The organism is Curvibacter sp. GW821-FHT09D12 (assembly GCF_059416245.1).
This window is the reverse complement of record NZ_JBWKOU010000005.1, coordinates 376,421-402,852: the sequence shown is the minus strand read 5'-3', so window position 1 is coordinate 402,852 and position 26,432 is coordinate 376,421. Positions and strand designations below refer to the sequence as shown.

24 protein-coding genes are annotated in these 26,432 nt (G+C 66.3%); 16 read left to right on the top strand and 8 right to left on the bottom strand.

The window, feature by feature from the left end; translation table 11 throughout:
* Window positions 1-57 precede the first annotated feature (57 nt).
* The 5 genes from flhC (at window position 58) to AC07PT_RS11280 (ending at window position 3,960) form a co-directional block, all read left to right on the top strand.
* Complete coding sequence (gene flhC / locus AC07PT_RS11300) at window positions 58-579, top strand: flagellar transcriptional regulator FlhC (RefSeq protein WP_494656717.1); 522 nt, start codon at window positions 58-60, stop codon at window positions 577-579.
* An 802-nt stretch (window positions 580-1,381) separates the two neighbouring features.
* The gene (locus AC07PT_RS11295) at window positions 1,382-1,918 is read left to right on the top strand and encodes a hypothetical protein (protein WP_494656712.1); all 537 of its coding nucleotides are present in this window, start codon (window positions 1,382-1,384) and stop codon (window positions 1,916-1,918) included.
* A gap of 36 nt (window positions 1,919-1,954) precedes the next feature.
* On the top strand, window positions 1,955-2,551 hold the full coding sequence (locus tag AC07PT_RS11290; protein WP_492347069.1) for a cell division protein FtsI: 597 nt from the start codon (window positions 1,955-1,957) through the stop codon (window positions 2,549-2,551).
* A 26-nt stretch (window positions 2,552-2,577) separates the two neighbouring features.
* Window positions 2,578-3,291: a flagellar basal body L-ring protein FlgH gene (locus AC07PT_RS11285; protein WP_492347070.1), complete on the top strand. Its 714-nt coding sequence runs from the start codon at window positions 2,578-2,580 to the stop codon at window positions 3,289-3,291.
* 51 nt (window positions 3,292-3,342) lie between these two features.
* The gene (locus AC07PT_RS11280; RefSeq protein WP_492347071.1) at window positions 3,343-3,960 is read left to right on the top strand and encodes a chalcone isomerase family protein; all 618 of its coding nucleotides are present in this window, start codon (window positions 3,343-3,345) and stop codon (window positions 3,958-3,960) included.
* Between the two features lie 38 nt (window positions 3,961-3,998).
* Here the strand turns inward: AC07PT_RS11280 and AC07PT_RS11275 are convergent, their stop codons facing one another.
* Complete coding sequence (locus AC07PT_RS11275) at window positions 3,999-5,771, bottom strand: response regulator (protein WP_494656710.1); 1,773 nt, start codon at window positions 5,769-5,771, stop codon at window positions 3,999-4,001.
* Window positions 5,772-5,943: 172 nt separating this feature from the next.
* Here AC07PT_RS11275 and AC07PT_RS11270 point away from each other — a divergent pair, with 172 nt between their 5' ends.
* Together AC07PT_RS11270 and AC07PT_RS11265 are read left to right on the top strand one after the other, a co-directional pair.
* Window positions 5,944-7,083 (top strand): HDOD domain-containing protein, encoded by a 1,140-nt coding sequence (locus AC07PT_RS11270; RefSeq protein WP_494656709.1) that lies wholly within the window; start codon window positions 5,944-5,946, stop codon window positions 7,081-7,083.
* Window positions 7,084-7,188: 105 nt separating this feature from the next.
* Window positions 7,189-8,208 (top strand): GGDEF domain-containing protein, encoded by a 1,020-nt coding sequence (locus AC07PT_RS11265; RefSeq protein WP_492347074.1) that lies wholly within the window; start codon window positions 7,189-7,191, stop codon window positions 8,206-8,208.
* Window positions 8,209-8,284: 76 nt separating this feature from the next.
* On the opposite strand, the gene boxA is transcribed toward AC07PT_RS11265, so the two are convergent.
* The 4 genes from boxA to AC07PT_RS11245 all read right to left on the bottom strand — a co-directional run bounded on the left by boxA (window position 8,285) and on the right by AC07PT_RS11245 (window position 13,995).
* Entirely contained in the window at window positions 8,285-9,559 is a 1,275-nt protein-coding gene (gene boxA, locus AC07PT_RS11260) for a benzoyl-CoA 2,3-epoxidase subunit BoxA (RefSeq protein WP_494656708.1), read from the bottom strand.
* A 200-nt stretch (window positions 9,560-9,759) separates the two neighbouring features.
* Complete coding sequence (gene boxB / locus AC07PT_RS11255; protein ID WP_027478232.1) at window positions 9,760-11,187, bottom strand: benzoyl-CoA 2,3-epoxidase subunit BoxB; 1,428 nt, start codon at window positions 11,185-11,187, stop codon at window positions 9,760-9,762.
* 88 nt (window positions 11,188-11,275) lie between these two features.
* The gene (gene boxC, locus AC07PT_RS11250) at window positions 11,276-12,934 is read right to left on the bottom strand and encodes a 2,3-epoxybenzoyl-CoA dihydrolase (protein WP_492347076.1); all 1,659 of its coding nucleotides are present in this window, start codon (window positions 12,932-12,934) and stop codon (window positions 11,276-11,278) included.
* A 119-nt stretch (window positions 12,935-13,053) separates the two neighbouring features.
* Window positions 13,054-13,995 (bottom strand): helix-turn-helix transcriptional regulator, encoded by a 942-nt coding sequence (locus AC07PT_RS11245; RefSeq protein WP_492347077.1) that lies wholly within the window; start codon window positions 13,993-13,995, stop codon window positions 13,054-13,056.
* Between the two features lie 116 nt (window positions 13,996-14,111).
* Between AC07PT_RS11245 and AC07PT_RS11240 the strand changes: the two genes are divergently transcribed.
* Genes AC07PT_RS11240 through AC07PT_RS11225 form a run of 4 tightly spaced genes read left to right on the top strand, consistent with a single transcriptional unit; the run spans window position 14,112 to window position 18,601 of the window.
* Complete coding sequence (locus AC07PT_RS11240; RefSeq protein ID WP_494656707.1) at window positions 14,112-14,627, top strand: 4-hydroxylaminobenzoate lyase; 516 nt, start codon at window positions 14,112-14,114, stop codon at window positions 14,625-14,627.
* Window positions 14,624-16,171 (top strand): 3,4-dehydroadipyl-CoA semialdehyde dehydrogenase, encoded by a 1,548-nt coding sequence (locus AC07PT_RS11235; protein ID WP_494656706.1) that lies wholly within the window; start codon window positions 14,624-14,626, stop codon window positions 16,169-16,171. The genes AC07PT_RS11240 and AC07PT_RS11235 overlap by 4 nt, the downstream gene beginning before the upstream one ends.
* Before the next feature lie 28 nt (window positions 16,172-16,199).
* Window positions 16,200-17,783, top strand: coding sequence for a benzoate-CoA ligase family protein (locus tag AC07PT_RS11230; protein WP_494656705.1), 1,584 nt, complete (start codon window positions 16,200-16,202; stop codon window positions 17,781-17,783).
* Entirely contained in the window at window positions 17,780-18,601 is an 822-nt protein-coding gene (locus AC07PT_RS11225; protein WP_494656704.1) for an alpha/beta fold hydrolase, read from the top strand. Before AC07PT_RS11230 ends, AC07PT_RS11225 begins: the two co-directional genes overlap by 4 nt.
* Here the strand turns inward: AC07PT_RS11225 and AC07PT_RS11220 are convergent.
* The gene (locus AC07PT_RS11220; protein ID WP_494656703.1) at window positions 18,585-19,607 is read right to left on the bottom strand and encodes a pyridoxamine 5'-phosphate oxidase family protein; all 1,023 of its coding nucleotides are present in this window, start codon (window positions 19,605-19,607) and stop codon (window positions 18,585-18,587) included. The two genes, AC07PT_RS11225 and AC07PT_RS11220, sit on opposite strands and share 17 nt — an antisense overlap.
* A 46-nt stretch (window positions 19,608-19,653) precedes the next feature.
* Window positions 19,654-20,016, bottom strand: coding sequence for a single-stranded DNA-binding protein (locus AC07PT_RS11215; protein ID WP_494656702.1), 363 nt, complete (start codon window positions 20,014-20,016; stop codon window positions 19,654-19,656).
* Between the two features lie 224 nt (window positions 20,017-20,240).
* Between AC07PT_RS11215 and AC07PT_RS11210 the strand changes: the two genes are divergently transcribed.
* Both AC07PT_RS11210 and miaB read left to right on the top strand, forming a co-directional pair.
* Window positions 20,241-20,621, top strand: a complete 381-nt coding sequence (locus AC07PT_RS11210; protein WP_494656701.1) for a hypothetical protein — start codon at window positions 20,241-20,243, stop codon at window positions 20,619-20,621.
* A gap of 136 nt (window positions 20,622-20,757) precedes the next feature.
* The gene (gene miaB, locus AC07PT_RS11205) at window positions 20,758-22,110 is read left to right on the top strand and encodes a tRNA (N6-isopentenyl adenosine(37)-C2)-methylthiotransferase MiaB (RefSeq protein WP_492347085.1); all 1,353 of its coding nucleotides are present in this window, start codon (window positions 20,758-20,760) and stop codon (window positions 22,108-22,110) included.
* A 46-nt stretch (window positions 22,111-22,156) separates the two neighbouring features.
* Here miaB and ffh read toward each other — a convergent pair whose 3' ends face one another.
* Window positions 22,157-23,530, bottom strand: a complete 1,374-nt coding sequence (ffh, locus tag AC07PT_RS11200) for a signal recognition particle protein (RefSeq protein ID WP_494656700.1) — start codon at window positions 23,528-23,530, stop codon at window positions 22,157-22,159.
* 109 nt (window positions 23,531-23,639) lie between these two features.
* On the opposite strand from ffh, the gene AC07PT_RS11195 reads away from it, so the two are divergent.
* From AC07PT_RS11195 to AC07PT_RS11185, 3 genes are read left to right on the top strand one after another with little or no spacing between them, the layout of a single operon-like run.
* Window positions 23,640-24,440: a cytochrome C assembly family protein gene (locus AC07PT_RS11195; RefSeq protein ID WP_492347087.1), complete on the top strand. Its 801-nt coding sequence runs from the start codon at window positions 23,640-23,642 to the stop codon at window positions 24,438-24,440.
* Window positions 24,437-24,703: a PP0621 family protein gene (locus AC07PT_RS11190; RefSeq protein ID WP_492347088.1), complete on the top strand. Its 267-nt coding sequence runs from the start codon at window positions 24,437-24,439 to the stop codon at window positions 24,701-24,703. Before AC07PT_RS11195 ends, AC07PT_RS11190 begins: the two co-directional genes overlap by 4 nt.
* Window positions 24,700-26,430, top strand: a complete 1,731-nt coding sequence (locus tag AC07PT_RS11185) for a sensor histidine kinase (RefSeq protein WP_494656699.1) — start codon at window positions 24,700-24,702, stop codon at window positions 26,428-26,430. Before AC07PT_RS11190 ends, AC07PT_RS11185 begins: the two co-directional genes overlap by 4 nt.
* Window positions 26,431-26,432 lie beyond the last annotated feature (2 nt).

Genomic DNA, 26,432 nt, shown 5'->3' with positions numbered 1-26,432 from the left:
GCCGCCGAGCCCAGCACCGCCGTCGCTCCTGCCGCCGCCAAGGCCCCCGCCAAGAGCGTGCTCAACGAGTCCCGCCAAATCGAGCGCGCCGCCATGCTCATCCGCATGGGCGCCCGCATGCAGGTCCTGGAGTCTGAAACCACCCTCTCCTACGAGCGCCTCATCCGCCTGTACAAAGAGATCGCCGGCAAATCCCCCTCCAAGGGCCAGCTCCCCTTCTCCACCGACTGGTTCCTCACCTGGCAGGAGAACATCCACTCCTCGCTGTTCTTGAACATCTACGAGTACCTGTCCAAGGCCGCCGACATGGACAGCATCGACCTGCTCACCAAGGCCTGGCGCCTGTACAACGAGCAGGTCCAGGCCGCCGAGATCGAGCCCCTGCTGTCCTTCACCCGCGCCTGGCGCCTGGTCAAGTTCGTCGATGCCGACATGCTCACCATGACCGCCTGCTCGCGCTGCGCCGGCAAGTTCGTCACCGAGCCCTACGAAAACGCCCGCCACTTCCTGTGCGGCCTGTGCAACCCGCCCGCACGCGCCGGCAAGAGCAAGGCCAGCGGCGCCCTGATGGTGCACTGACCCCCACGGTCGCGCACTTCGTGTCACTCCCTGCCCCCCGAGGGGGCCGCAGGCCGCCTTGGGGCGGCCCGGCGCCGGCCTGGACTGTAAGCCCCCACACTCCCTCACTTCGTGTGGTCGCTGCCCCCCAGGGGGGGCCGCAGGCCGCCTTGGGGCGGCCCGGCGCCGGCCTGACTGCTTCGTTCAAGGCTGGCTGAATTCAGAATAGGCTTGGCAGGCCTCTTCATTTCGACAAAACGCCCCGCCGGCTCGCGCCGCGGGGCGTTTTGTCATCTGGGGTCGGCGGCGCCCGACATCCGGCAGCGACCGCAACGGTCGATGTCCTTGGCACAGGTCGCGACACAGCAGCAGCCAGCGACCACCTCGGCAGCTTTGTATCAGCCACCCAGGTATTCAAGGCGCTGAATATCCCACCCCGCCACGGCGCACTATTTAATCCCTGCCAGGGCAGGCACAGCCGGACACCGGTTTGAATTCAAAAAGGCCCCCGATACAAATCCGGCCTTTATATCAACACGCTTACAAAAACCCTGACATCAGCACACCTTGGCCGTCTTCACCACCAGTGCCACAGCGCTCAGCACGATGGCGCTTTGCCATCGGGTAAAGAGATTGAATGCAATATGTTTCTGCACTGTAAATATAAATTTAATAGTTTAAATATGTACCAAGAAAATGTTTGTTTGTATTTTGATACATGCATTTTCATCCGGAATTGAAGCAAATCCGGTGGGTTTATCAAACGCCAGTATTCGGGGCTGAAACCTACGATTCAGACACCCCAACTCTCTGGAGAAAACCCGTGAGCACCATCAACACCAGCAGCATGGCCTATTCGGCCGGGCTGAGCCCCTATGAGATCAACACCAAGGCCTATGGGCCAGTCGTCGCCAGTGCCATCGGCGTGGTCGATGGGGCCTCCGAAGCCGCCAGCGCGGTCTACAACTTCAGCGCCGAGAGCCTGCAGGCGCTCAGCGATTCCATCAGCGGCGGGGTGGACTCGGTCACCTCCACCTTCAGCGATGCGGCCAATGCTGTCGGCCACAGCGTGGAGAGTGTGGTGAACACCGTCACTGAAGCGGCCAGCGAAGGCTTGCAGGCGGTCGAAGGCCTGGGCACCTCGGTCAGCGACACGGCCAGCGAGGTCACCAGCACCGTCACCGATGCCCTGAGCAGCGCCACCAGCACGGTCACCGACGCCGTGAGCAGCGCCGCGAGCACCGTGGGCGATGTGGCGAGCTCGGTCGGCAGCAGCATCAGCGACACCGCCAGCAGCATCGCCGCCTATGTGACCCTCGGCGCCCTGGGCACCAAAAGCCTGCTCGACACCACCGCCTGACGCCCCCCTCTCTCAAGCTCAAGCAGGAGACTCTCCATGAAGGCAAGACTGGCACATCACCGCCCGCCCGCCCAGCGCCGCCATGCCCGCCTGACGCGGACGCTGGCCCGCCTGGGCACGTTGGGCCTGGGTGCGGCCCTGGGCGGCTGCTCCATCCTCAGCCCGATCCCGCTGCTGGAACTGGCCAAAGGCACGGCGAACGTGACCGGTGTGGCCGTGCAGTCAAGCGCCGGCAAGGCCACCGACACCGTCTACCACCTGCACTCGACGGTCAAGACGGTGTGCATCGAATACAACCCCACGGCACCCGTGGCCGACGTGGTGCCCGCGCTGCAGCTGGAGCTGCGCAAGCACGCCATTGAGAGCCGGGTCTACCAGGCCAACGCCTGGAACGCCAACTGCCCGGTGTGGCTGCGTTACACGGCCTACATGGACTGGGGCACCCAACCCTACAACGACGAGTTGCGGCCTTACGTCAACAACATCTCGCTGACCCTGCACAACGACCGGGGGCAGGTGCTGTCGACCAGCAACTACCGCTTTGACGGCGGTGGCTTCAATGCCAGCAAGTGGGCCTCGACCCGCGACAAGCTGGGCCCCGTGGTGACGGCCCTGGTCACCGGTTTTGAATGATGGCCCAGAGCGGCCAAGGAGCTTTCATGTCTCACCTCTCGCTTTCGTCCTCGCAGCGCCTGCTGATTCTGTGCAGCCTGGCCGCCCTGCTGGGGGCCTGCAGCACGCCCACCCCGGTCAGTACCGTGCCCGGCCCGCTGACGGCCGCCCCCTTGGCCCCGCCCCTGAACATCGAACGGGCCAACACCGGCTCCTTGTTCCAGCCCGGCATGACGACCGCGTCGCTGTTCACAGACCGACGCAAGCCCCGCGCCGTGGGCGACACCCTCAAGGTCGACATCTCCGAAAGCATCAACGCCAGCAATGTGCTGACCACCGACAACAGCCGCAGCAACGCGATGAGCACCAAGGGCCCCGGCGTCAAAGGCGTGGGCAGCGGCATCATCCGCTCGCTGCTGAACCTGGACGCCAGCGCCTCGGGCAGCGACTCTTACAAAGGCAACGGCAAGACCACCGACGTCAGCAGCTTCACAGGTCAGCTGACGGCCACCGTGATCAACGTTCTGCCCAACGGCAATCTGGTGGTGGCCGGCGAGCGCAGCGTGGCCCTCAATGGCGGCGTGCGCACCCTGCGCTTCTCGGGCGTGGTCGACCCCAAGGACCTGGCTTCGGGCAACGTGGTGGCCTCGGCCGACGTGGCCAATGCCCGCCTCGAAGTGGCCGGCCAGGGCGATGTCTCCGAAGCCGCCTCGCGCAACTGGCTGCAAAGGGTGCTCACCAACAGCCTGTCGGTCTGGTAAGTGCGAGGGGCAGCGCTCAGCCGCCCCCCCCAACGCAAGAAAGGAAAGGGTATGAAACAACGCTTCATCCGTCTGGGCCTGGGCATGGTCCTGGGGCTGGCCACGCTGGGGACCGCCGCCCCGGCCCTGGCGCTTGATCTGGCCGGCGTGCACTTCGACGACCAGATCGTGGTGGCCGGCAAGCCGCTGCGGCTCAATGGGGCCGGCGTGGGCTATCGCTTCCTGTTCAAGGTCTATGCCGTGGGCCTGTACCTGCCCGAGCGCCGGTTTTCAGCCCAGGAGGTGATGGCCACCGACGAGCCACGTCGCATGGTGATCACCGCGCTGCGCGAACTCAGCAGCAGCGACTTCAACGACGCGGTGATGAACCACTTCGGGCCCCGAGGCGACGAACCCGACGCCCGCGCCGCTCAGAGGGTGCTGCACCTGGGCCGCATCATCGCCAGCAAGGCACCGGTGCTCAAGAAGGGTGACAGCCTGACACTGGACTGGCAGCCCGACCAGGGCATGAGCATGAGCTACAACGACAACGTCACGACCCTGCCCGGTCACGATGTGGGGTTCTACAACACCTTGCTGGCCATCTGGCTGGGCGACAAGGCTTCGGACCCGACGCTGCGCAGCCACTTGCTGGGGCGGCCGAGCGCCTCACGCGCCTCGGCCGACTGAGCTGACTGAGCCGCGTGGCCAGGGCCTCGCCAGGCCGCTCACTGGGGGTGCAGGCGCAGCGAATCAGCCAGCGCGTCGGAGCGGGCCGGCGCCCCGCCCCCCCCCTGGCCAAGGCCGCGGTTGGCGCCAGCCAGCGCCCCCTGGCCTGTCTTGAGTTGCGCCTTGGCCGCCTCCCGATCACGGATGCGCAGCACCACGCCGCCGGCAGAACGCTCGCCCTCCTGCCCCAGCATGGCCCGGGCCGGCCCCACACCGCAGCGCTGGCGCAAGGCATCGATCTGGCTTTGCAGTTCACCGGCCTGCTCCAGGCGGGTCTGGTTGCGCGACACGATCTGGTGCGCCAGGTCGATCAGCTTGGTGTTCTGTGTCCGGCCGCCGTCCTCCAGCAACTGAGCCACCGCGCCCTGCACATCGCCGCCCAGGCTGCGGCCCATCGCGGCCTCGGCCATGGCGTTGATCTGCTGCAGGCAATCGCGCACCAGATCGGCATAGGGCGTGTGGCGCACACAGGCGTTGGCGATCAGTTCGGCCAGCCCCCGGGTGTTGGCAAAGCGCAGCCCCACCTGCTGCACCCAGCCCTCGGCCTCGTTGACACGCAGCTCGCGCTCGGCCAGCACCGACAACAGATTGCAGACGTTGCAGGCGGCCTCGAAGTCGAAATCGGCGTCGTGCAGTTCAGCCGCCATGGCGCGCAGGCCGGCCAGCACCTCTTCGTGACGGCGGTGCAGCAAATGCCCCAGGATGTGCACCATGTCGCGAAAACGACGCACCCGGGCGCTGCCCGTGTGGCGTTCCGCAAAGCGGGCCAGGTCGGCCACGCAGCGATCCAGGCCACGCCGGTCGCGCTCGTTGAGGTGGCAGAACGCCAACAGCACCAGCGACTGAAAGTCGAACAGCTTGGAGTTCACGCCCAGGATGCCGGCGCGGGTCAGCGGCAACTTGGCATTGCTCAGGTCGCCGACGTAATAGGCCATCATGCCGGTCTTCTGCAGGCGTGCCACCGACTCTGGCGTGAGGTCGCTGGCGCGGCGGAAACTGTCCATGGCACCGCCGAAATCGGCCATCTCGACCTGGGCCCGGCCCAGCACGTCGTAGGCATCGGCAAAACCGGTGTCGCGTTCGATCAAGCTCTGCAGGCTGGTCACCGCCTTGGTCGACTGCCCGGCCTCGATCTGGGCTCGCGCTACCCCCAGCTCGGCCCAGGGCGCCGGGCGCAGCGCCAGCACGGCCCGGTACAAGGCCTCGGCCTCTTTGGGGCGGCCCTGGCGCAACAGCAGCTCGGCCCCGATGCGCGCCGCATACAGCCAGTAAGGCCCCTGGGTCTCGAAGCGCTGCTGACACAGGTTGGCCGCCTCGTCGACGCGGCCATGCTCCAGGGCATCAAAGATGGGCAGCAGATGGCGCTTGCGCAGCCGCGCCAGGTTCAGGCGCTCAAACAGCATGGACGGCGTGAAAGGCTTGAGCAGATAGCCATCCAGGGCCGATTCGGCCGCCTCGGACACGGCAGCATAAGAGGCCTCGCCCGTGACCATGAAGAACACGGTGGAAAACGGCAGCATGTGGGCCCGACGCAGATCGTCCAGCAGGGTCTGACCCGAGTAGTGGTGCTCGGCAAAGAACTGCTCGCACAGCACGAAATCGAACACCGTGTGCTCCAGCCGGTTGCGCGCGTCCTGAATGCGGCTGCACTGGACCACCTCGCCCACGCCGAAATCACGCAACTGACGCACCAGGATTGAGCGCGAGGTGGTGTTGCCGTCAATGACCAACGCCTTGGTGTTGGCAATTTCTCGCGAGTTTTCAGTGGCCATGGCTCATAAACAGGTATCGTCTCTATTTGTAACAGGGATCGCGTCAGACCAGAACGCAAAAGCGCGCCGTTCGTGCTCTCGAAACGTAAAAGTTACGCGTTTTTGCGCTCTTTAGAGGCAGGGCGAACATCCCTGAGCAATCTGCGCCAGCCCGTTTCAGAAAGTGCCCCCTTTGACCCTGTTCATCGCCTCGACCGCCGGCCTGCTGCTGCTGCTGTTGTTGTTCATTGCCCTGCTGTTGGGCCGGCGTCGGCGTGAACCGGCGAAACCGGTGGCGCCCGCACCCAGTGCGACGCCCCCCCGGGTGGACGTCGCACCGCCCACACGGGCCGGTCCGGTGGCGGCCACGTCTCGGGCCGTGCTGCCCTTGCCCGACGCGTTGGCCTCGTTCCAGCGCCTGGGGCGCGACCAGCTGTCGATGCCCCGCCAGGCCGCCATCACGGCCGCCTTGCAGCGGGTGGCGCAGCCCTCGCGCGCACTGCACCAGTTGGTCTCGCCCGACTTTCTGGCCCAGGCCAGTTCGGCCGATCTGGCCGAATTGCTGCAAGGCGAACCCCAGGTCACGGCCAAGGTGCTGGCCACGGTCAACTCGCCGTTGTATGCCTTGCAGGCACCGGTGGTCAGCCTGGGCCCCGCCATCACCTACCTGGGCCTGAACACAGTGCGAGGTCTGTGCCTGCACTACATGCTGGAGGACAGCTTCCAGAGCGCAGACCGTGGCCTGCGGCGCTACTTCGATCAGGTGTGGGGGGCCAGCAGCCTGGCCAGCGAGCTGTGCCTGCGTCTGGCACAGGGTTGCCACCTGTCCGACCCCGGGGCCCTGGCCACGCAGGTGGTGCTGTCTTTTCTGGGGCGGCTGTCGATGGCCTCGGTGCTGCCCACTGAGCGACTGCTGGCCCTGGCCCCCTTGGACCTGCTGGAGCGCAGCCGGGCCGAGCAACAGCAGCTCGGCCTGTGTGCCAGCGAAGTGGGTGGCCTGCTGATGCAAGCCTGGCACCTGCCCGCGGCGCTGATCCAGGAGACCAGTGCCATCGACGCCCTGCTCAGCCCGCAGCCCCAGGCCCTGAACCCGCGCGCCGAAGCCCGGCTGGTCGTGGCCTACCTGAGCGCCCGCATCGGTGAACTGATGATGTTCGGCGAGCTGACGGAACCGGCAGCCCTGGACCTGACGGAGGCCGCTCGGATCGAGCTGTTTCCGGTGCGCCGGGCGCTGGCGCTGCCGGCACTGACACCTCTGCCTGATCTGCTGCAGGGGCCGGAATTGAACCGCCACCTGAAACAGATGCAGCAGGCGCTGCAGACTCGGATTTGACCCTCTGATCCCGCTGCGCGGATGATTGTCAGAAATTTACAATAGAGTTACTTTTCAGTCACAATCAGCGCAGATCCCAACCTCCTCACTGGCCCGCGGGCATCCATGCGATACACAGAATCCAAGGCCCGCAGCGCCGAGTTGCTGCGACTGACGCTGGCCAACATGGGCCATCACACAGCCGCCTTCAACCCCATCACGTTCACGGTGTGGTACGAACATGCCGCTGGCATCAACCCGAAGCTGAATGCCGACATGAGCCAGTGCCTGAGCAAGGGCCTGGCCATGGACGACGAGATGATGCTGCGCTTGTACCGCGACCACATCACGCCCGCGGACACGGAGCAGATGGAGTTGATCGCCCACGAGATGCAGCGCCTGATGCGCAACATGGCCGATTCGGCCGCCGCGACGGGCGAACAGGCCGGCAGTTTCGGTCAGCAATTGGTGGAACTGAATGAAGCCCTGACGGCGACTGAGAACAGCCCTTTGAGCACCCAGGTGACACGCGCCCTGGAGGGCACGCTGGAGATGAAAGCCGCGGTCGACACCTTGCAGGCCCGGGTCAACCAGAGCCAGGAAGAAATCAAGCGCCTGCGCCAGGACCTGGAACGCACGCGTGAGGAAGCCATGCTGGACCCGCTGACCGGCCTGCTCAACCGCAAGGGTTTCGACCAGCGCCTGCAGGCCCTGTTGAGCCAGGCGCCCGACTCAAGCGAAAGCCATTGCCTGCTGATGCTGGACATCGATCACTTCAAGCGCGTGAACGACACCCACGGACACCTGATGGGTGACCGCGTGATCCAGGGCCTGGGCGAGATCCTGCGCACCTCGGTCACCCACCCCAGTCACGCGGTAGCCCGCTACGGCGGCGAAGAGTTTGCCATCGTGCTGCCCAACACCAGCCGCGCCGAGGCCACGCAGATCGCTGAAACCATCCGTGCCCGCACCAAGGCGATGAAGCTGCGCAATCGATCCACCCAGGAGGTGGTGCTGACCGTGACCATCTCCAGCGGCATCGCGACCCTGCGCCAGGGCGACGATGCACACTCGCTGATTGCACGCGCCGATGCTGCGCTGTATGCCTCCAAGAAGGGCGGTCGCGACCGCGTCACTTGCCAGTGACGCCGCCGCGAACAGCCTGCGCCCCCGACCGAAAACAGCCGCGGGCGCATCGGATCGTCGGATCCTCGTCGGATCCTCAATAGGTTTCGAGGTGCAGGCGGGCGCCCTGACGCAAGCCGGGGCCCACACTGTCCCAGGCCAGGCCGGCCTGCTGGGCCACATCGCGCAGGGCCAGCACCACCCCTTCCTCCATGGCCTTGAGGCCGCAGACGAAGAAATAGGTGTCCGGATCGGCCAGCAAGGGCCCCAGGTCGGCTGCGCGTTCGCGGATCAGGTCCTGCACATAGCGCTTGGGAGCCCCGGACTGACGCGAGAAGGCAAAGTTGATGTCGATGAAATCCTTGGGCAGATTTTGCAAGGGCCCAAAGTACGGCAGTTCTTCAGGCGTGCGGGCGCCAAAGAACAGCATCAGCTTGCCGCCCTCGAACTTGCCCGACTGCCGCAGACGGCGGCGCCACTCGGTCATGGCGCGCATCGGGGCACTGCCGGTGCCGGTGCAGATCATGACGATGTTGGAGCGCGGGTGGTTGGGCATCAGGAAGCTGGCGCCAAAGGGCCCGATCACCTGGACCTTGTCCCCCACCTGCAGGTCGCACATGTAGTTGCTGGCCACGCCCCGCACGGGCTGGCCCTGGTGGTCTTCCAACACGCGCTTGATGGTCAGCGACAGGTTGTTGTAGCCCGGTCGCTCGCCATTGCGCGGGCTGGCGATGGAGTATTGGCGGGCATGGTACGGCCGGCCCTGGGCATCGGTGCCGGGTGGGATCACACCGATCGACTGCCCCTCGAGCACCGGAAACGGAAGGTGGCCGAAATCGAGCACCACGTGATGGGTGTCGTAGTCCTTGCCGACTTCGGTGACGCGCACATTGCCGACCACGGTGGCGGTGATGAACTTCTCGGACGCCTTGGGGCCGTAGAGGTTGGTGTAGGCATGGGCCGCCGACCAGGGCGGCAGGGTGGCGCCATATTGGGCGCTGTTGAAACGTTCGCCTTCACCAGGCCCCGCCGGTGCGGTGCTGACGGCAGGGGCCTGATCCGGCGCAGTGGCCGCACCGGCCGCCGCCAGTTGCTCGGCACTGAGTTCGTCGGGCAGGTTGTCCCAGCCCAGTTGGGCCTCGACCGTGTAGGCCATCGCGCGCGGCATGTTGCGCCAGTTGTCGATCGAGCCCGTGGGGCAAGGCGGCACACAGGCCATGCACAGGTTGCACTTGTCGGCGTCGACCACGTAGTTGCGCGAATCGTGGGTGATGGCCGCGACCGGGCAGGTGGCCTCGCAGGTGTTGCAGCGGATGCAGATCTCGGGGTCGATCAGATGCTGCCGGATGACTTGGGGTTCGCTCATGTCCATGGCTGTCTCGACTTGTTGTGGGCGGTGGGGCGGTTCTGGAGCGGGATCTTGAAGGCGGGAAAGGGGGCTGGCAAGCCCCCTTTCCTCAAACCCCGGAGGGCTCGGCGAGGGGCATACCCCGCCGCCGGGCCGCCCCAAGGCGGGGTACGGCCCCCTTGGGGGGCAGCGCATGACATGAAATGCAAAGCGTGGGGGCCATTTCAGTTGAAGCGGACATATTCGAAGTCCACGGGCTGGCGGTTGATGCCCATGACCGGCGGCGCGATCCAGTTGGCAAACTTGCCGGTGTCGGTGACACGGCCCATCAGGCTGGCCACAAAGGCCCGGTCTTCGGCGCTGGGCAGCCAGTCGTTCTTCTTGGCTTGCCATTCGGCTTCGGACACCACACGCCCGTCAGGCGACACCTTGACCCCGGCCAGGGAGCCGATGTTGCGGTGGAAAGCCTTGTGCGGCACGGTCAGGCGGAACGGGATGCCGTTCTTTTCGATCACCTTGTTCCAGCGCTCCACGCCGCCGATCGAATCCTTGATGTAGTCGTCGCGCAGCACTTCGTTGAGTGCATTGAGCATGGGCACTTCCTTCTCGACGAGCTGGCCGTTCTGCACGTTCAGCACCTTGTAGCTCTGGCCGCGCAGCTGGTGGTCGTCGGTGCGCTTGCCTTCTTCAAAGCGGCCCTTGAGACCCGTGCTGTAGAAGGTGGCCGCATTGCTCGACTCGTCGGCACCGAACAGGTCGATGGTCACGCTGAAGTGGAAGTTCAGGTAGCGCTGCAGAGTGGGCAGATCGATGACACCGGCAGCGCGCAGCTTGGCAGGGTCGTCGGTCTTGAGCTCGTTCATGACCTGGCAGGTGCGCTGGATCACGCGGCTCACGCCCGACTCGCCCACGAACATGTGGTGGGCTTCCTCGGTCAGCATGAACTTGGTGGTGCGGGCCAACGGATCGAAACTCGACTCGGCCAGGGCACACAGCTGGAACTTGCCGTCCCGGTCGGTGAAGTAGGTGAACATGAAGAAGCTCAGCCAATCCGGCGTGGGCTCGTTGAAGGCCTGCAGGATGCGGGGGTTGTCCTGCTGACCGCTGCGGCGCTCCAGCAGGGCTTCGCCTTCCTCGCGGCCGTCGCGGCCGAAGTACTTGTGCAGCAGGTAGACCATGGCCCACAGGTGGCGGCCTTCTTCGACGTTGACCTGGAACAGGTTACGCAGGTCGTACTGGCTGGGCGCGGTCAGGCCCAGGTGGCGCTGCTGCTCGACCGAGGCCGGCTCGGTGTCGCCCTGGGTGACGATGATGCGGCGCAGGTTGGCGCGGTACTCGCCGGGCACGTCTTGCCAGGCGTTCTCGCCCTTGTGGTCACCGAAGTGGATCTTGCGGTCTTGTTCGGCCGGATTGAGGAAGATGCCCCAGCGGTAGTCGGGCATCTTGACGTGGCCAAACTGCGCCCAGCCCTGCGGATCCACGCTGACTGCCGTGCGCAGGTACACATCAAAGCCGTGGCTGCCGTCCGGACCCATGTCGTTCCACCAGTCCAGGTAGTTGGGCTGCCACTGCTCCAGCGCGCGCTTCAGGGTGCGGTCTTCGGCCAGGTTGACGTTGTTGGGGATCTTTTCGCTGTAGTCGATCGTGGACATGCTTGTCTCCAGGTAAGTGGTCAGTCAGTCATCAAGAAAATCACACCAGGTTTGAGGGGTGTGGCTGCCGTCACCGGCAGATACCCCCTCAAACCCGGTTCCAGTCGAAGGCGGCCTTGTTGCCTTTGCCGTAGACCTTCAAAGCGCCGTATTCGCCCACCGCATTGGGGCGCTGGAAGATCCAGTTCTGCCAGGCGGTGAGGCGGCCGAAGATGCGGGTGAACATGTTTTCAGGCCCGTTGAAGCGCAGGTTGGCTTCCATGCCGGTCAGGGCGTCGGGTGACATGGCCACGCGCTCTTCGATGGCGATGCGCACCTCGTCGGCCCAGTCGATGTCGTCGGGGTTGCTGGTGACCAGGCCCAGGGCGTAGGCGGCATCGGCATCCAGGGCACGGCCGGCGGCGGCGCGCACGGCCTCCAGCGGAGCGACTTCGTCATAGAAGCGGCGGCCCAGGCGGCTCTGGCCGGTGACCATGGGGTACAGGCCGAAGTTGGCCTCGCCCACCGTGATCTTCGGGGCCTGGTCTTCGTCGTCGGGCAGGGCCAGGTGGTAGCTGCGGTCGCAGGCCAGGGCCAGCTCCAGAAAGCTGCCGGCAAAGCACGAGCCCGGCTCGATCAGGGCGAACAGGCTGCGGCTGGACACGTCCAGGCGGCTGAAGGTGCGGCGCAGCAAGCCGATGGTTTCGCGCACCAGCCAATGGCTGGCATGGGCGCTCAGAACGGCGTCCATGGCCAGCACCGCGGCGGCATCGCCCTGGGTGGTGATCAGCCAGGTGCCGATCTCCAGCTCATTGGTGCGCATGGACAGGATGGCGTCCTCCAGTTGGCGCGCCAAGGCCAGCGGGTACCAGGCGGCCCCTGCGGCTTCGATCCCGGCCACATCGGCGGGTTGGGCACCGGCAGGGGCCTTGACCACGAACGTGGCCGTGCGCTTGGCGCGGTCGATGTTCACGCTGACATGGTCGTAGTGCAGGGCATCGGCCTCGGTCCGGCGCTGCAGGGCCACCAACTCGACCCCGCGGCCATCGGCCGGGCGGTCGCTCTGGGCGGCCAGTTGTTCGGCGCGTTCGCGCACCTTCTGGGCGAACACGGCGGGCTTGGCAATGTCGTCAACCAGGCGCCAGTCCTTGGCCTTCTGGCCGCGCACACCTTCAGTGGTGGTGCAGAAGATGTCGGCCAGATCGTGGCGCACATGGCGCTTGTCGGTGACACGGGTCAGGCCGCCGGTGCCGGGCAGCACGCCCAGCAAGGGCACCTCAGGCAGGCTGACCGCGCTGGAGCGGTCGTCCACCAGGATGATCTCGTCGCAGGCCAGAGCCAGCTCGTAGCCGCCACCGGCACAGGCGCCGTTCACGGCCGCCAGGAACTTCAGGCCGCTGTGCTGGGAGGAGTCTTCAAGGCCGTTGCGGGTCTCGTTGGTGAATTTGCAGAAGTTCACCTTCCAACCGTGGCTGGACACGCCCAGCATGAAGATGTTGGCGCCCGAGCAGAACACCTTTTCCTTGGCGCTGGTGACCACCACGGTGCGCACCTCGGGGTGCTCGAAGCGGATGCGGTTGATGGCATCGTTGAGTTCGATGTCCACGCCCAGGTCGTAGCTGTTGAGCTTGAGCTTGTAGCCGGGGGCCAGGCCACCGTTTTCGTCGAAGTCGGCCGTCAGCGTGGCGATGGCGCCATCAAAGCTCAGTTTCCAGTGCTTGTACTGGCTGGGATGGGTCTGGTAATCGACGCGGGGCGCGGTGCTCATGGTGTGTCTCCGTCGGTGGAAAAATAATGCATTCTTGCGAAACTGACTGCATGTTAGTACATGCATTAAAGTGCGTCAAGCAAGATGCAGTAAATTTCCTATCGCCCCACCACCCAGGGTCAGACCGGCAGTTTCAAGGCCTCCCGGACCTGGGTGCGCAACAGCTTGAAGGTGTCCTGCAGCGGCTGCGAGCTGGTGTTCAGACGCAAATCAGCCTTCGAATAAAAGGCTGAGCGCCCCGCCAGGATCTGCCGTAGGTCATTCATGGCCTCGGCACTGGCAGCCATGGGGCGCAGATCCCCTTGCTCGGCCACGCGCTGCATGTGGTCTTCGGGTTCGGCCTGCAGCCACACCGTGGTGCAGTGCGACAGCAGCAGATTGAAGGTGGCCGCATCGGACACCAGGCCGCCGGGGGTGGCGATCACCACCTCGGGGTAGATCTGGATGGCCTCTTCAAGGGCGCGGCGCTCGTAGCGGCGGTAGGCATTCATGCCATACAGGCCCTGGATTTCAGAGATGCTGCAGCCGGCAAACTTCTCGATCTCGCGACTCAACTCGACAAAGGGGTACTCCAGGTCGTCGGCCAGCATCTGGCCCAGCGTCGATTTGCCCGCACCGCGCAGCCCCACCAGCGCCACCCGCGGCCAAGCCGCGCCCGGCGTGTGCCCACTGACACTGCCATTGCCCAACAACTCACCAATGGCCACGCGCACCCGGCGCAGCGTGGCCTCGTCACGGTGCTCCAGCAACTCGCGGATCAACAGCCACTCGGGCGAGGACGCAGTGATGTCGCCGATCAATTCGGCCATGGAGCATTGCAGTGCACCCGCCACCTGCTGCAGCACCAGAAAAGAAGCATTGCCGGTGCCGTACTCCAGGTTGGCCAGGTGACGCTCGGACACATCGGCCGCCAAGGCCACGGCCTTGCGCGTCATGCCTCGGCGCGCGCGCAGGCTGCGCACCCGCTCGCCCAAGGCCACCAGCGAGGCGTGGCGCTCTTCGCCGGCGGCGTCAGGGGCAGCGGCAATGGCGGGCGCCACCGGGGTGATGGAATCTTGCATCTTGATGATATGGGTAAACCCTGATTTATGAACTATAGTGCTTGACGCCGCTCAGGGCGAGCATTAGCCTTCACGACATGCACAATACTTCACCAGACTTGCCGATGCAAGCCTGCATGTCAAACGGAGGCCCGACTGTGGCACAAAATGCGTTCCGTCAAACCCTGGCCCGGCTCACCGCCGACATCGCGGCCCATCTGGCCGGGCGCCCCCTGGACAGCGAACTGGGCACCTGGCTGAACGCCGACCATGGGGCTGACAGCCCCACCTGGCAGACGCTGAAGCAGCAATGCCTGACCGGCGTGGAACAGGGCTGGCTGTGCGAGCGCGAGGGCGGTGGCATCCGCTATGGCCGCGTCTTCAAACCCGCCGCAGACCTGCACGGTTTCTCGGTCGACGTGGTGGACATGCACGACATTGCCGGCCCGCACCACAGCCACCCGCTGGGAGAGATCGACCTGATCATGCCCCTCGACGGCGAGGCGCAGTTTGACGGCCACCCGGCCGGCTGGCTGGTCTACCCCCCGGGCAGCGCCCACCGCCCCACCGTGAGGCCTGGCCGCGCCCTGGTGCTGTACCTGCTGCCCGAGGGCCGGATCGAATTCACCCGCACGAAAGAAGCCGCCCAATGAGCCCCTCTGAATTGCTGCTGAACCACCTGGGTGGCCAATGGGTTGCCGGCCGCGGCACCGGCACGGCCTTGTTCGACCCGGTGCTGGGGAACGAGCTGGTGCGCGTGGACGCAACCGGGCTGGACCTGCGCGCCGGTTTTGCCTTCGCCCGTGAGCACGCCGGCCCCGCCCTGCGCGCGCTGGGCTATGCCCAACGCGCCGCCCTGCTGGGGGCGGCCGTGAAGGTGCTGCAGGCGAATCGCGACACGTACTACGAGATCGCCACGGCCAACAGTGGCACGGTGAAGAACGATTCGGCAGTGGACATCGACGGCGGCATCTTCACCCTCGCTCACTACGCCCGACTGGGCGAAAGCCTGGGAGACCGACCGCATCTGCTCGATGGCGAGGCCACCCGACTGGGCAAGGACCCGCTGTTTCAGAGCCAGCATGTGCTGAGCCCGGCACGGGGCGTGGCCTTGTTCATCAATGCCTTCAACTTTCCCAGTTGGGGCCTGTGGGAGAAAGCCGCCCCCGCCTTGCTTTCGGGTGTGCCGGTGGTGGTCAAGCCCGGCACCTCGACCGCCTGGCTGACCCAGCGCATGGTGCAGGACGTGGTGACGGCCGGTATTTTCCCGCCCGGTGCGCTGTCAGTGGTGTGCGGCAGCTCGGCTGGGTTGCTGGAGGCGCTGACACCATTCGACCTGATCAGTTTCACCGGCTCGGCTGACACGGCCGAACTGATCCGCTCGCACCCGGCGGTGGCGCGGCGTTCGGTGCGCTGCAACATCGAGGCCGACAGCGTGAACTCGGCCCTGCTGCTGCCGGGCGTGGGCGCTGACAGTGAAGCCTTCGAACTGCTGGCCAAGGAGGTGGCTCGCGAGATGACGGTCAAATCGGGCCAAAAATGCACCGCGATCCGCCGCATCTTCGTGCCCCAGGAACACTACGACACCGCCGCCCAGGCCATCAGCGCGCGGCTGGCCCGGACCACGGTGGGCAACCCACGCAACGAGTCGGTGCGCATGGGCGCCTTGGTCAGTCGCGCCCAGTTTGATGCCGTGCAGGCCGGCCTGACCCGCTTGCAGCAACAGGCCAGCACCTTGCACGACGGCAGCCGCCACCCGCTGGTCGACGCCGACCCTGCCGTGGCCTGCTGCCTGGGCCCCACCTTGCTGGGCAGCCGCGATGCCGAGGCCGATGTGTTCCACGACACCGAGGTGTTCGGCCCGGTGGCCACCCTGCTGCCCTACCGCGACCTGGACCACGCCCTGCACCTGGTGCGTCGCGGCGAAGGCTCGCTGGTGGCCTCGGTGTTCGGCAGCGACGACCAGGCCCTGCAATCGGCGGCCCTTGAACTGGCCGACAGCCAGGGGCGGGTGCACGTGATCTCGCCCGAGGTGGGCGGCCTGCACACCGGCCACGGCAACGTGATGCCCCAGTCGCTGCATGGCGGCCCGGGCCGTGCCGGTGGTGGCGAGGAACTGGGCGGCTTGCGCGCCCTGGGCTTCTACCACCGCCGCTGTGCCCTGCAGGCATCGACCAGCGTGCTGCAAGGGCTGTGACCCCCTCAGAACCAGACAGGAGACCGACATGAACACCCCCACAGCGCCAATAGCCAACGTGCCCCCACCGGGACCCAGTTTCAACTTTGCCCAGCACCTGATCGAGCGCAATGCCGGACGCGGCGCCAAGGCCGCCTACATCGACGACCAGGGCCAGCTGAGCTACGGCGAACTGGCCCAGCGCATCCGCCGCCTGGGCTCGGCCCTGCTGGCCAGCGGCGTGCATCGCGAGGAGCGTGTGCTGTTGCTGATGCACGACTGCAACGACTGGCCGGTGGCCTTTCTGGGGGCCATGCACGCGGGCATCGTGCCGGTGGCCGTGAACACCTTGCTGACGGCCGACGATTACGCCTACATGCTGGAGCACAGCCGTGCCCGCGCCGTGCTGGTGTCGGCCGCGCTGCTGCCGGTGCTGCAATCGGCCATGACCCGGGGCGAGCACGAGGTGCGGCGAGTCATCGCCTCGCGCCCCACCGGCCCGCTGGCCGAGGGTGTGATGGACTTCGAAAGCTTTCTGAGCCTGGGTGAGCCCCATGCTGCCCCCGCCGCCACCGGCCCGGATGACCCTGGCTTCTGGCTGTACTCCTCGGGCTCCACCGGCCGCCCCAAGGGCACGGTGCACCTGCAGGGCAACCCGTACTGGACGGCCGAGTTGTATGGCGGCCCGATCCTGGGCCTGCGCGAGGACGACATCTGCTTCTCTGCGGCCAAGCTGTTCTTTGCCTACGGCCTGGGCAACGCACTGAGCTTTCCGCTCAGCGTGGGGGCCACCACCGTGCTGATGCCCGAACGGCCCACGCCGGACGCCACCTTCCAGCGCTGGACCGAGCAACGCCCCACGGTGTTCTTCGGCGCCCCGACCGGCTTTGCCGGCATGCTGAGTTCGCCCAGGCTGCCCGCACGCGATCAGGTGGCGCTGCGCCTGTGCTCGTCGGCCGGGGAGGCCCTGCCGGCCGACATCGGCGAGCGCTTCACCCGCCACTTCGGGGTCGAGATCATCGATGGCATCGGCTCCACCGAGATGCTGCACATCTACCTGTCCAACCGGGTGGGGGCGGTGCGCTATGGCACCACCGGCACGCCGGTGCCCGGCTATGACATCGACCTGCGCGGCGAGGATGGCCAGCCGGTGCCCGATGGCGAACCCGGCGATCTGTACGTGCGCGGGCCCTCGTCCGCCCTGATGTACTGGAACAACCGCGAAAAGACGCGCGAGACCTTCCAGGGCGGCTGGACCAAGAGCGGCGACAAATACATCCACAACACCGACGGCACCTACACCTATGCCGGGCGCAGTGATGACATGCTCAAGGTCAGCGGCATCTATGTGTCGCCCTTCGAGGTCGAGGCCACGCTGGTGCAGCACCCGGCGGTGTTGGAGGCGGCCGTGATCGGGGTGCCCGACGCCGAGGGCCTGACCAAGACCAAGGCCTTTGTGGTGCTCAAGCCCGGCCAGGTCTGCAGCGAAGACGAGCTCAAGGCTTTCGTGAAGGAACGCCTGGCACCGTACAAGTACCCTCGCCAGATCGAGTTTCTGGAGGAGTTGCCCAAGACCGCGACCGGCAAGATCCAGCGCTTCAAGCTGCGCGAACTGGAGGCCTCGCGTCCATGAGCGCGCAGCACGTGCCCGTGGCCTGGAACGGGGGGGCGGTCGAGATCGAGGTCGCCTGGATCAACCCGGACCGCATCACCACCCCGGTGCTGGTGTTTCTGCATGAGGGCCTGGGCTCGGTGGCGATGTGGAAGGACTTTCCGCAGCGCCTGTGCGATGCGCTGGGCTGGCGTGGCCTGGTGTACTCCCGCCCGGGTTATGGCCGTTCGACGCCGCGCCCGGCCTCAGACGTCTGGGGCCCCGACTTCATGCACCGCCAGGCCCATGAGCTGCTGCCGGCCCTGCTGCAGGCCCTGGGCCTCAGCGGCCCGCAAGCGCCGGCACTGTGGCTGTTCGGTCACAGCGATGGGGGCTCGATCACCCTGCTGTACGCCGCAGGCGCCGGCACGGCCTTGGCGGGGGCCATCGTGCTGGCCCCCCACATCCTGGTGGAAGACATCTCCGTGCGCAGCATCGAAGCGGCGCGCCAGGCTTACGAAAGCGGGACGCTGCGGACCGGCCTGGCCCGCTACCACGACGACCCGGATTCGGCCTTCTGGGGCTGGAACCGCATCTGGCTGAGCCCGGATTTCCGCGGCTGGAACATCGCGGCCGAACTGCAACACATCCGCTGCCCCGTGCTGGCCGTGCAAGGGCTGGACGATGAGTACGGCACGCTGGAGCAGATCCGGGGCATTGCTCGCCAGGCCTCGCACACGCAACTGCTGGCGCTGCCCGACTGCGGCCATTCACCCCACCGGGACCAGCCCGAGCGGCTGATCGCGGCCGTGCAGGCTTTTGTCTCCGACCCAGCGCCAGCGCTCAATCGACCAGCGTGAGGGCGTCGAAAGACAGGTGGTGCATGAACTCACGCAGGATCAGCACCGCGGCGGCAAAGGCTTGGCCTTCGGGCAGCCCTTCGGTGACGGCGGGCCGCCCTTCAGAGACTGCACACACGCGGTTGAAAAGGCGCTCAAGGGCGTCCAGGCTCAGGGTGTTGCCACCGCCGGCCTGCTCCACGATCTGACGCAGCAGAGGGTCAGCACCGTGCAGGGCCGTGCCCACCGGCAGGCGCGGCACCAGGCGCATCAGCTCGTCTTCGACCTCGGCAATCGCGACTTCCAGCTCGGCGGGCCGGGGCGGATCATGCCGCCACAGGCGTTCGGGCAGGCTCAGCGTGCCCAGCGGCAGCTCCAGGGTCAGCGCGGCTTGCTCGCCATCACCGACCAGCACCTGGCAGCGCTGCGACCCCAGTTGCAGCAGGCTGATCAGCCGAGGGGGACGGGGTTCTGGCAGGTTCCGCAGCACGGCCTGCAGACGGCGCAGCCCCGCATCGGCCTCGTAGCTGCCGGACAGGGGGCGCAGCAAAGGCTGCAGTGACTCGGGCTCCAGCGTGCGCGCCGCACCAAAACCGGCGATGTGGCGGCCCGACGTGGGGGTGAGGCACACAAAACGGAAATCACCCAGTTCGGTCATGGGAGCGGCCTCAGGGAAGCGACTCAGGTAAGCGGCACGGCACAAAAGCCACTCGGCATGGTCGGGCCCCTCGGCTTGCAGCACCCTGGCCTGAGCCTGCAGCGTGAGCCGCTGCAGATCATGCACCGGCGCACCCGCCACTTCGGCCTGGGTGATCAACAGCGAGACCGCGCTGCGGGCCTGCAAGTAGCGCGTGTGGGCCGCCAGGGCACTCACATGGATCACCACCCAGGGCCCGTCGGCCACGAGGGCAAAGGGCACCATCGACACAGAGGGCTCACCCGTGTCGGTGCAGGTGCCCAGGGCGGCCACACGGGTGTCGGCCAGCAATTGACGCAGTGCACCATCAAGCCGGGATTCATGGGCCATGCCAGGCTCCTCGTTGTTCAGGGATGGGCCGGAGCGCATGCGGTCTTCAGCGCTCGTGGTGGTCTGGAAACAGGGCATCGTCGTGGCCAGCAGCCAAGGCACGGCGGTGTTGCACGTGGTAGGCCGTCACCACCTGATGGGCCACCATGTCGAGCGAAGGCCGGTGATTGCCTTGTTTGTCGGTCCAGACTCTCGGCGTCAGGCTGCCCGACAGGGCCACTGAATCGCCGTCGCCCAGGGCCAACAGGCCGTCCACCACCTCAGTGTCAAAGGCAATCACGTTCACAAACAGATTCTCGCCATCGCTGGCCGAGGCCCGCACCCGGGCCACCGCAAAAGGCTGGTTGTGCCGGTCGATACGCGACTCAGGGGCGCCATGCAGTCGGCCACAAATCAATCCATCAATCATTTTTCTCAATCCTTGCAAGGCATGCGCCACCACGCCGGTGCCACCCGATAGCTTACCCACATGGACGCGCCCCAAAAGGCAACGCCGCTGAGGGCGGTGTATTTTTCAGTGTCGCCCAGGCTCTGGCACAATCGCGCCCGGACTGACGCTCAAGCGGCCCAGTCTCCCACGCCCCGGGGCTCAGCCTGTCTGACGCCCTTCCGCACAGCCTCTGGATATACACCATGAACCGCTGCCTGAACATTTTTTTACACCATGCCCCGCGCTGGGCCATGCTGGCCAGTGTGATGGCCGTCGCGGCCCATGCGGAGGTGCGTGAGTTTCCGGCGTCCGCACTGCGCGGCACGCTGGTGGTCACCCAACCACCCATCGTGTCCCTGGACGGGGTGCAGACCCGGCTGTCGCCGGGTGCCCGCATCCGGGATGCCCACAACCTGATGGTGCTGTCGGGCTCGCTGGTCAACCAGAGCCTGACCGTGAACTACACCCGTGACACGTACCAGCTGGTGCATGAGGTGTGGATCCTGACGGCCGAAGAAGCAGCGCTCAAACGCGCCTCGGCCGCCCCGACCACCAACATCGTCGTCACGGTACCGGTCAAATAAAAAGCGCGTTGACCTGAGCGCGGTGCCCCGTCGACGCGCCGGGACCAAGCCGCCCCAGGGCGCACCTGCCTGCCCTCCTTTTTCTGAGCCCGCCGAGCCTCGATGGCCCGCGCCCCCCCCACGAACGAGAACTGCCATGAGCAAAAAAGTCTTCATCAAAACCTTTGGCTGCCAGATGAACGAGTACGACTCGGACAAGATGGCCGACGTGCTCCATGCCGCCCAGGGCTATGAGCCGACCCAGAATGTGGACGAGGCCGACCTGATCCTGTTCAACACCTGCTCGGTGCGCGAAAAGGCCCAGGAGAAAGTGTTTTCGGACCTGGGCCGGGTGCAGCACCTGAAGAAAAAGGGCGTGCTGATCGGCGTGGGCGGCTGCGTGGCCAGCCAGGAAGGCGCCGAGATCATCAAGCGTGCGCCCTACGTGGACGTGGTGTTCGGGCCACAGACCCTGCACCGACTGCCCGAGATGCTCAAGGCCCGCGCGCGACTGGAGCGCCCCCAGGTGGACATCAGCTTTCCCGAGATCGAAAAGTTCGACCACCTGCCGCCGGCCCGTGTGGAGGGGGCCTCGGCCTTTGTGTCGATCATGGAAGGCTGCAGCAAGTACTGCAGCTACTGCGTGGTGCCCTACACCCGCGGTGAAGAGATGAGCCGCCCCTTCGAGGACGTGCTGGTGGAGGTGGCGGGCCTGGCCGACCAGGGCGTGCGCGAAGTCACGCTGCTGGGGCAGAACGTGAACGCCTACCGCGGCACCATGGGCGACACCGCCGAGATCGCCGACTTTGCGCTGCTGATCGAGTACATCGCCGACATCCCCGGCATCGAGCGCATCCGCTACACCACCAGCCACCCGAATGAATTCACCCAGCGCCTGATCGATGTGTACGACAAAGTGCCCAAGCTGGTCAGCCACCTGCACCTGCCGGTGCAGCACGGCAGCGACCGCATCCTGATGGCCATGAAGCGCGGCTACACCGCCATGGAATACAAGAGCACGGTGCGCAAGCTGCGCGCCATCCGCCCTGACATGGCCATGAGCAGTGATTTCATCGTGGGCTTTCCGGGTGAGACCGAGGACGATTTCAGCAAGATGATGAAGCTGATCGACGATGTGGGCTTTGACAACTCGTTCAGCTTCATCTTCAGCCCGCGCCCGGGCACCCCGGCCGCCAACCTGCCTGACGACACCCCGCACGAGGTCAAGCTGCGCCGCCTGCAGCAGGTGCAGGCCGCCATCGAAGACAACATGAAGCGCATCAGCGACACCCGCTTCGGCACGGTGCAGCGCATTCTGGTGGAAGGCCCGTCACGCAAATCAAGCGCCGAGAACCCCGAACTGATGGGCCGCACCGAATGCAACCGGGCGGTGAACTTCCCGGCCGGCCCCAACCCTCAGCGGCTGATCGGCCAATTGATCGACGTGAAGATCACCCAGGCCATGCCGCACTCGCTGCGCGGCGAAGTGCTGGTGCGCGAAAGCGCCTGAGCCCCCGCCCTGGGCAAGGCGCCCCTGCGGAGGGGCGCCCCGGGCTTCAGAAAGGCATGCCCGGCATGCCTTTCATGCCCTTCATTCCGCCCATGCGCTTCATCATCTTCATGAGGCCGCCGCCCTTCATCTTCTTCATCATCGTCTGCATCTGCTCAAACTCGTTGAGCAGGCGGTTCACTTCCTGCACCTGAACACCCGCCCCGTTGGCAATGCGGCGCTTGCGCGTGGCCTTGATCAACTCGGGCTTGCGGCGCTCCAGGGCAGTCATGCTGCAGATGATGCCTTCCTTGCGGCGGATGTCGCGCTCGGCCTTGTCCATGTCCATCTGGCCAGCCTTGGCGGTGAGCTGCGCCGGCAGCTTGTCCATGAGGCTGGACAAGCCCCCCATCTGCTTCATCTGCTGGATCTGGGACAGGAAGTCGTTCAGGTCAAAGCCGTCGCCACTCTTGACCTTGGCCGCCAGCTTCTGGGCAGCCTCCAGGTCGACCCCGGCCGTGACCTGCTCGACCAGGGCCACGATGTCGCCCATGCCCAGGATGCGACCGGCATGGCGCTCGGCATCGAACACCTCCAGACCATCGATCTTTTCGGACACCCCGGCAAACTTGATCGGGGCGCCGGTGACCTGGCGCACCGACAGGGCCGCACCACCACGCGAGTCACCGTCGAGCTTGGTGAGCACGATGCCGGTCAGCGGCAGGGCCTCCTTGAAGGCCTTGGCCGTGTTGACCGCATCCTGACCCTGCATGGCGTCGACCACGAACAGGGTTTCGACCGGCTTGAGGGCCACGTGCAGCTGCTGGATCTCCTGCATCAGCACTTCGTCTATGGCGAGGCGGCCGGCCGTGTCAACCAGCAACACGTCAAAGTAATGTTTCTTGGCGTAATCGAGGGCCGCATGGGCAATGTCCAGGGGCTTTTGATCCGGGGTGCTGGGAAACCACTCGGCACCGGCCTGGGCCGTGACGGTCTTGAGCTGCTCGATGGCGGCAGGGCGGTAGACGTCGCCCGACACGGTCAGCACCTTCTTCTTGCGCTTTTCGATCAGGTGCTTGGCCAGCTTGGCGGTGGTGGTGGTCTTGCCGGCCCCCTGCAGACCCGCCATGAGGATGACCGCTGGCGGCTGGGTGGCCAGGTTGATGTCGGCGATGCCTTCACCCATGGTCGCGGCCAGCTCGCGGTTGACGATGCCCACCAGGGCCTGCCCGGGCTTGAGCGAGCCCAGCACGTCCTGGCCCAGGGCCTTGTCCTTGACACGGGCAATGAAGTCGCGCACCACCGGCAGGGCCACGTCGGCCTCAAGCAACGCCATGCGAACCTCGCGCAGCATGTCGGCCACGTTGGACTCGGTGATGCGCGCCTGGCCGCTCATCTGCTTGACGAGGCGCGAAAGTTTGTCGGTAAGGGCGGAGGCCATGTTTGATGTTCCGAGAGGGTTGAGCGGGCTGGGCCTGCAGGGCTTGCGCCAGGCAAAGACGGCGGGCAGCGCGCCGGGCACCCATGTGCAAGACGCTAAACTGTGATCCATGATTTTATCCAGTGAGTCCACCGGTCTGGTGCTGCTGGGCCTGGCAGCCGCCGCCGCCTACGCCGTTCCTGCGGCCGCCGCCTCGCGCATCGCGCCGCGCGGCGTGCGCTTTTCCCTGCTGCTGGCCTGGTTGCTGCACGCCGGCGTGTTGATGCTGGGGCTGGCTGGCGAGCCACCCCGATTCGGTTTTGCCCCGGCCCTGTCCGTCACGGCCTGGCTGGTGCTGACGGTGTACGCCATCGAGAGCCGGCTGTTTCCACAACTCCAGGCCCGCTGGGCCCTGGCCGGCCTGGGCGCCTTCACCGTGCTGCTGTCGCTGGTGTTTCCGGGGCAGGCATTGCACGTCAGCGCCTCGCCCTGGCTGCCGCTGCACTGGGCACTGGGCATTGCCTCGTACGGCATGTTCTCGGCGGCCGTGGTGCATGCCTGGCTCATGACCCGGGCTGAACACCGCATCCGGCAGGCTGCCGACCCGCACAGCGGGGTGCCGCTGCTGACACTGGAGCGCCTCACCTTCCGCTTCGTGGCCGCCGGCTTTGTGCTGCTGACCGCCACCCTGCTGGCCGGTTGGTTGTTTGGTGAGGTGCTTTACGGCCAGGCCTGGCGCTGGAATCACAAGACCGTGTTCTCGGTGCTGTCCTGGCTGACCTTTGCCGTGCTGCTGCTGGGCCGCTCGCGCTTCGGCTGGCGGGGGCGCCGGGCACTGCGCATCCTGTACATCGGCTCGGGCCTGCTGCTGCTGGCCTATGTGGGCTCGCGCTTCGTGATGGAAGTGCTGCTGAGCCGGGGGGGCGCATGAGCAAATACCTGTTGATCATTGGCATTGCGCTGGGCGTCTACTGGCTGTGGCGCCAGGGGCGCATGGCAGAAACCCGGGACGCCAGACCGGCGCCCCCTGCGGCGCGACCTGCCCCACGCACCGGTGCTGAGCCGCAAGACATGGTGGCCTGCGCCCACTGCGGCCTGCACCTGCCCCGCAGTGAAGCCCTGGCCGACGGCCCGGGCGGCAGTGCGCCGTTCTACTGCAGCGCGGCCCACCGCCAGAGCGGCCGCCAGGCATGAGCGCTGACGACGCACCGGCGTCCTGGTTCAGCGCACTCGACCCCGAATCATCCGAATGGCTGTCGCCGCCGGGCACGCCGTCCCGGCTGTGGCACGGGTTTCTGACCGCCCGGCTGATGCTGGCCCTGGCCTTGCTGATGCTGCAGGGCCTGAGCAACCTCCTGACCCCGCCGATCAACATCTGGGTGATGGGCTTGGGCGGGGTGTATTTCGGTCTGACACTGCTGGCCCGCTGGCGAGCGACACCGCAGCCGCCCAATCCGGAGATGGGGCCCCACTGGTTGCCCACCCTCGGGCTGGATCTGCTGGTGTTTTCGGGCTTGCAATGGTTGCAGAGCGGCAGCATGAATTACACGCCCCTGATCGTGATGCCGGTGCTGATGGCCGCCACGCTGGGCTCGCGCCTGCTGACGCTGTCGAGTGCGGCGGCCGGCACGCTGCTGCTGCTGGTACAGACCTGGAGCCAGCACCTGCTGACCGGCAACGATGCGGCGGCCCCGCTCATGCAGGCCGGCATCACGGGTGGTGGCTACTTCGTGGTGGGCCTGCTGGTGCATCAACTGGCCCAGCGCCTGGCCCGCGAAGAGCGTATTTCAAACAGCAGCCGGCTGGCGGCCCAGGTGCAGGCCCAGGTCAACACCCTGGTGATCGAGCACCTGCGCGATGGGGTGCTGGTGATCGACGCCCGCGAGGTGGTATGCGCCCTGAACCCGGCGGCTCGTGCCTTGCTGGGGCCGGCGGCGGCCCAAGCCGCGCCGGGCTTCTGGCTGGGCACCCACCCGCAGTGGCAACCCCTGCTGGACCTGGCCCGTGCCACCTTTGGCCAGGCCTTGCCACAAGTGCAGGACACCGAACTGCGCCTGGACGCCCAAAGCCTGGCCCAAGTGCATGTGCGCACGCAGCTGACCCGCAGTGGTCAGCAAGGGGCCGGCAAGCTGTGCGTCATGTTCGTGCACGATCTGCGCGAGCTGGAGGCCCGGCTGCGCACCGAGAAGCTGGCGGCCATGGGTCGGGTGTCGGCCGCCATGGCGCATGAGATCCGCAACCCGCTGGCGGCCATCACCCAGGCCAACGCCCTGCTGGAAGAAGACGTGCAGGACCCGGGCCAGCGAAGGCTGGTGCAGATGGTTCAACACAATGCGCAACGCTTGGCCCGCATCGTCGAAGAGGTGCTCGACATTGCCCGGGTGGAACATCAGCCGGGCGCTGACCCGGCCAGCGCCATGGCGCTGGATGCCAGCGTGGCGGCCTGCTGCCGGGAATGGTGCCAGCGCGATCCAGCCAGGCGACGCGTGCAGCTGGATCTTCAGGCGGGCCTGACGTCGGTCCACTTCGACCCCGAGCACCTGCGCCGGGTGCTGGACAACCTGCTGGACAACGCCCTGCGCTACCAGGGAACCCATCCCGACTCGCTGCAGGTGTCGACCCGGTCTCGGGCGGGTCAGGCCCCCGGCCTGATGGTGTGGAGCGATGGTGCCCCCATGGAGCCCAGTGTGGAGCGCCACCTGTTTGAACCCTTTTTCTCGTCCGAGAGCCGGTCTTCCGGACTGGGTCTGTACATCTGCCGCCAACTGTGCGAGCGCCATGGCGCCCACATCGCCTACCGCCGCACCCCGGCGGCCACGGCCCGCGGCACCTTGGACGGCAATGCCTTCGTGCTTGATTTCACGGCTGCCCTGGCCAGTGATGGACAGCCCCAGCTTGCGTTTGACACAATGCCCAGCTGACC

Excerpts from the sequence above, each read along its gene's own strand:
- AC07PT_RS11290 (WP_492347069.1), top strand. The coding sequence starts at position 1,955 with ATGAAGGCAAGACTGGCACATCACCGCCCGCCCGCCCAGCGCCGCCAT.
- AC07PT_RS11285 (WP_492347070.1), top strand. The coding sequence starts at position 2,578 with ATGTCTCACCTCTCGCTTTCGTCCTCGCAGCGCCTGCTGATTCTGTGC.
- AC07PT_RS11280 (WP_492347071.1), top strand. The coding sequence starts at position 3,343 with ATGAAACAACGCTTCATCCGTCTGGGCCTGGGCATGGTCCTGGGGCTG.
- AC07PT_RS11275 (WP_494656710.1), bottom strand. The coding sequence starts at position 5,771 with ATGGCCACTGAAAACTCGCGAGAAATTGCCAACACCAAGGCGTTGGTC.
- AC07PT_RS11265 (WP_492347074.1), top strand. The coding sequence starts at position 7,189 with ATGCGATACACAGAATCCAAGGCCCGCAGCGCCGAGTTGCTGCGACTG.
- boxA (WP_494656708.1), bottom strand. The coding sequence starts at position 9,559 with ATGGACATGAGCGAACCCCAAGTCATCCGGCAGCATCTGATCGACCCC.
- boxB (WP_027478232.1), bottom strand. The coding sequence starts at position 11,187 with ATGTCCACGATCGACTACAGCGAAAAGATCCCCAACAACGTCAACCTG.
- boxC (WP_492347076.1), bottom strand. The coding sequence starts at position 12,934 with ATGAGCACCGCGCCCCGCGTCGATTACCAGACCCATCCCAGCCAGTAC.
- AC07PT_RS11245 (WP_492347077.1), bottom strand. The coding sequence starts at position 13,995 with ATGCAAGATTCCATCACCCCGGTGGCGCCCGCCATTGCCGCTGCCCCT.
- AC07PT_RS11240 (WP_494656707.1), top strand. The coding sequence starts at position 14,112 with ATGTCAAACGGAGGCCCGACTGTGGCACAAAATGCGTTCCGTCAAACC.
- AC07PT_RS11235 (WP_494656706.1), top strand. The coding sequence starts at position 14,624 with ATGAGCCCCTCTGAATTGCTGCTGAACCACCTGGGTGGCCAATGGGTT.
- AC07PT_RS11230 (WP_494656705.1), top strand. The coding sequence starts at position 16,200 with ATGAACACCCCCACAGCGCCAATAGCCAACGTGCCCCCACCGGGACCC.
- AC07PT_RS11225 (WP_494656704.1), top strand. The coding sequence starts at position 17,780 with ATGAGCGCGCAGCACGTGCCCGTGGCCTGGAACGGGGGGGCGGTCGAG.
- AC07PT_RS11220 (WP_494656703.1), bottom strand. The coding sequence starts at position 19,607 with ATGGCCCATGAATCCCGGCTTGATGGTGCACTGCGTCAATTGCTGGCC.
- AC07PT_RS11215 (WP_494656702.1), bottom strand. The coding sequence starts at position 20,016 with ATGATTGATGGATTGATTTGTGGCCGACTGCATGGCGCCCCTGAGTCG.
- AC07PT_RS11210 (WP_494656701.1), top strand. The coding sequence starts at position 20,241 with ATGAACCGCTGCCTGAACATTTTTTTACACCATGCCCCGCGCTGGGCC.
- miaB (WP_492347085.1), top strand. The coding sequence starts at position 20,758 with ATGAGCAAAAAAGTCTTCATCAAAACCTTTGGCTGCCAGATGAACGAG.
- ffh (WP_494656700.1), bottom strand. The coding sequence starts at position 23,530 with ATGGCCTCCGCCCTTACCGACAAACTTTCGCGCCTCGTCAAGCAGATG.
- AC07PT_RS11195 (WP_492347087.1), top strand. The coding sequence starts at position 23,640 with ATGATTTTATCCAGTGAGTCCACCGGTCTGGTGCTGCTGGGCCTGGCA.
- AC07PT_RS11190 (WP_492347088.1), top strand. The coding sequence starts at position 24,437 with ATGAGCAAATACCTGTTGATCATTGGCATTGCGCTGGGCGTCTACTGG.
- AC07PT_RS11185 (WP_494656699.1), top strand. The coding sequence starts at position 24,700 with ATGAGCGCTGACGACGCACCGGCGTCCTGGTTCAGCGCACTCGACCCC.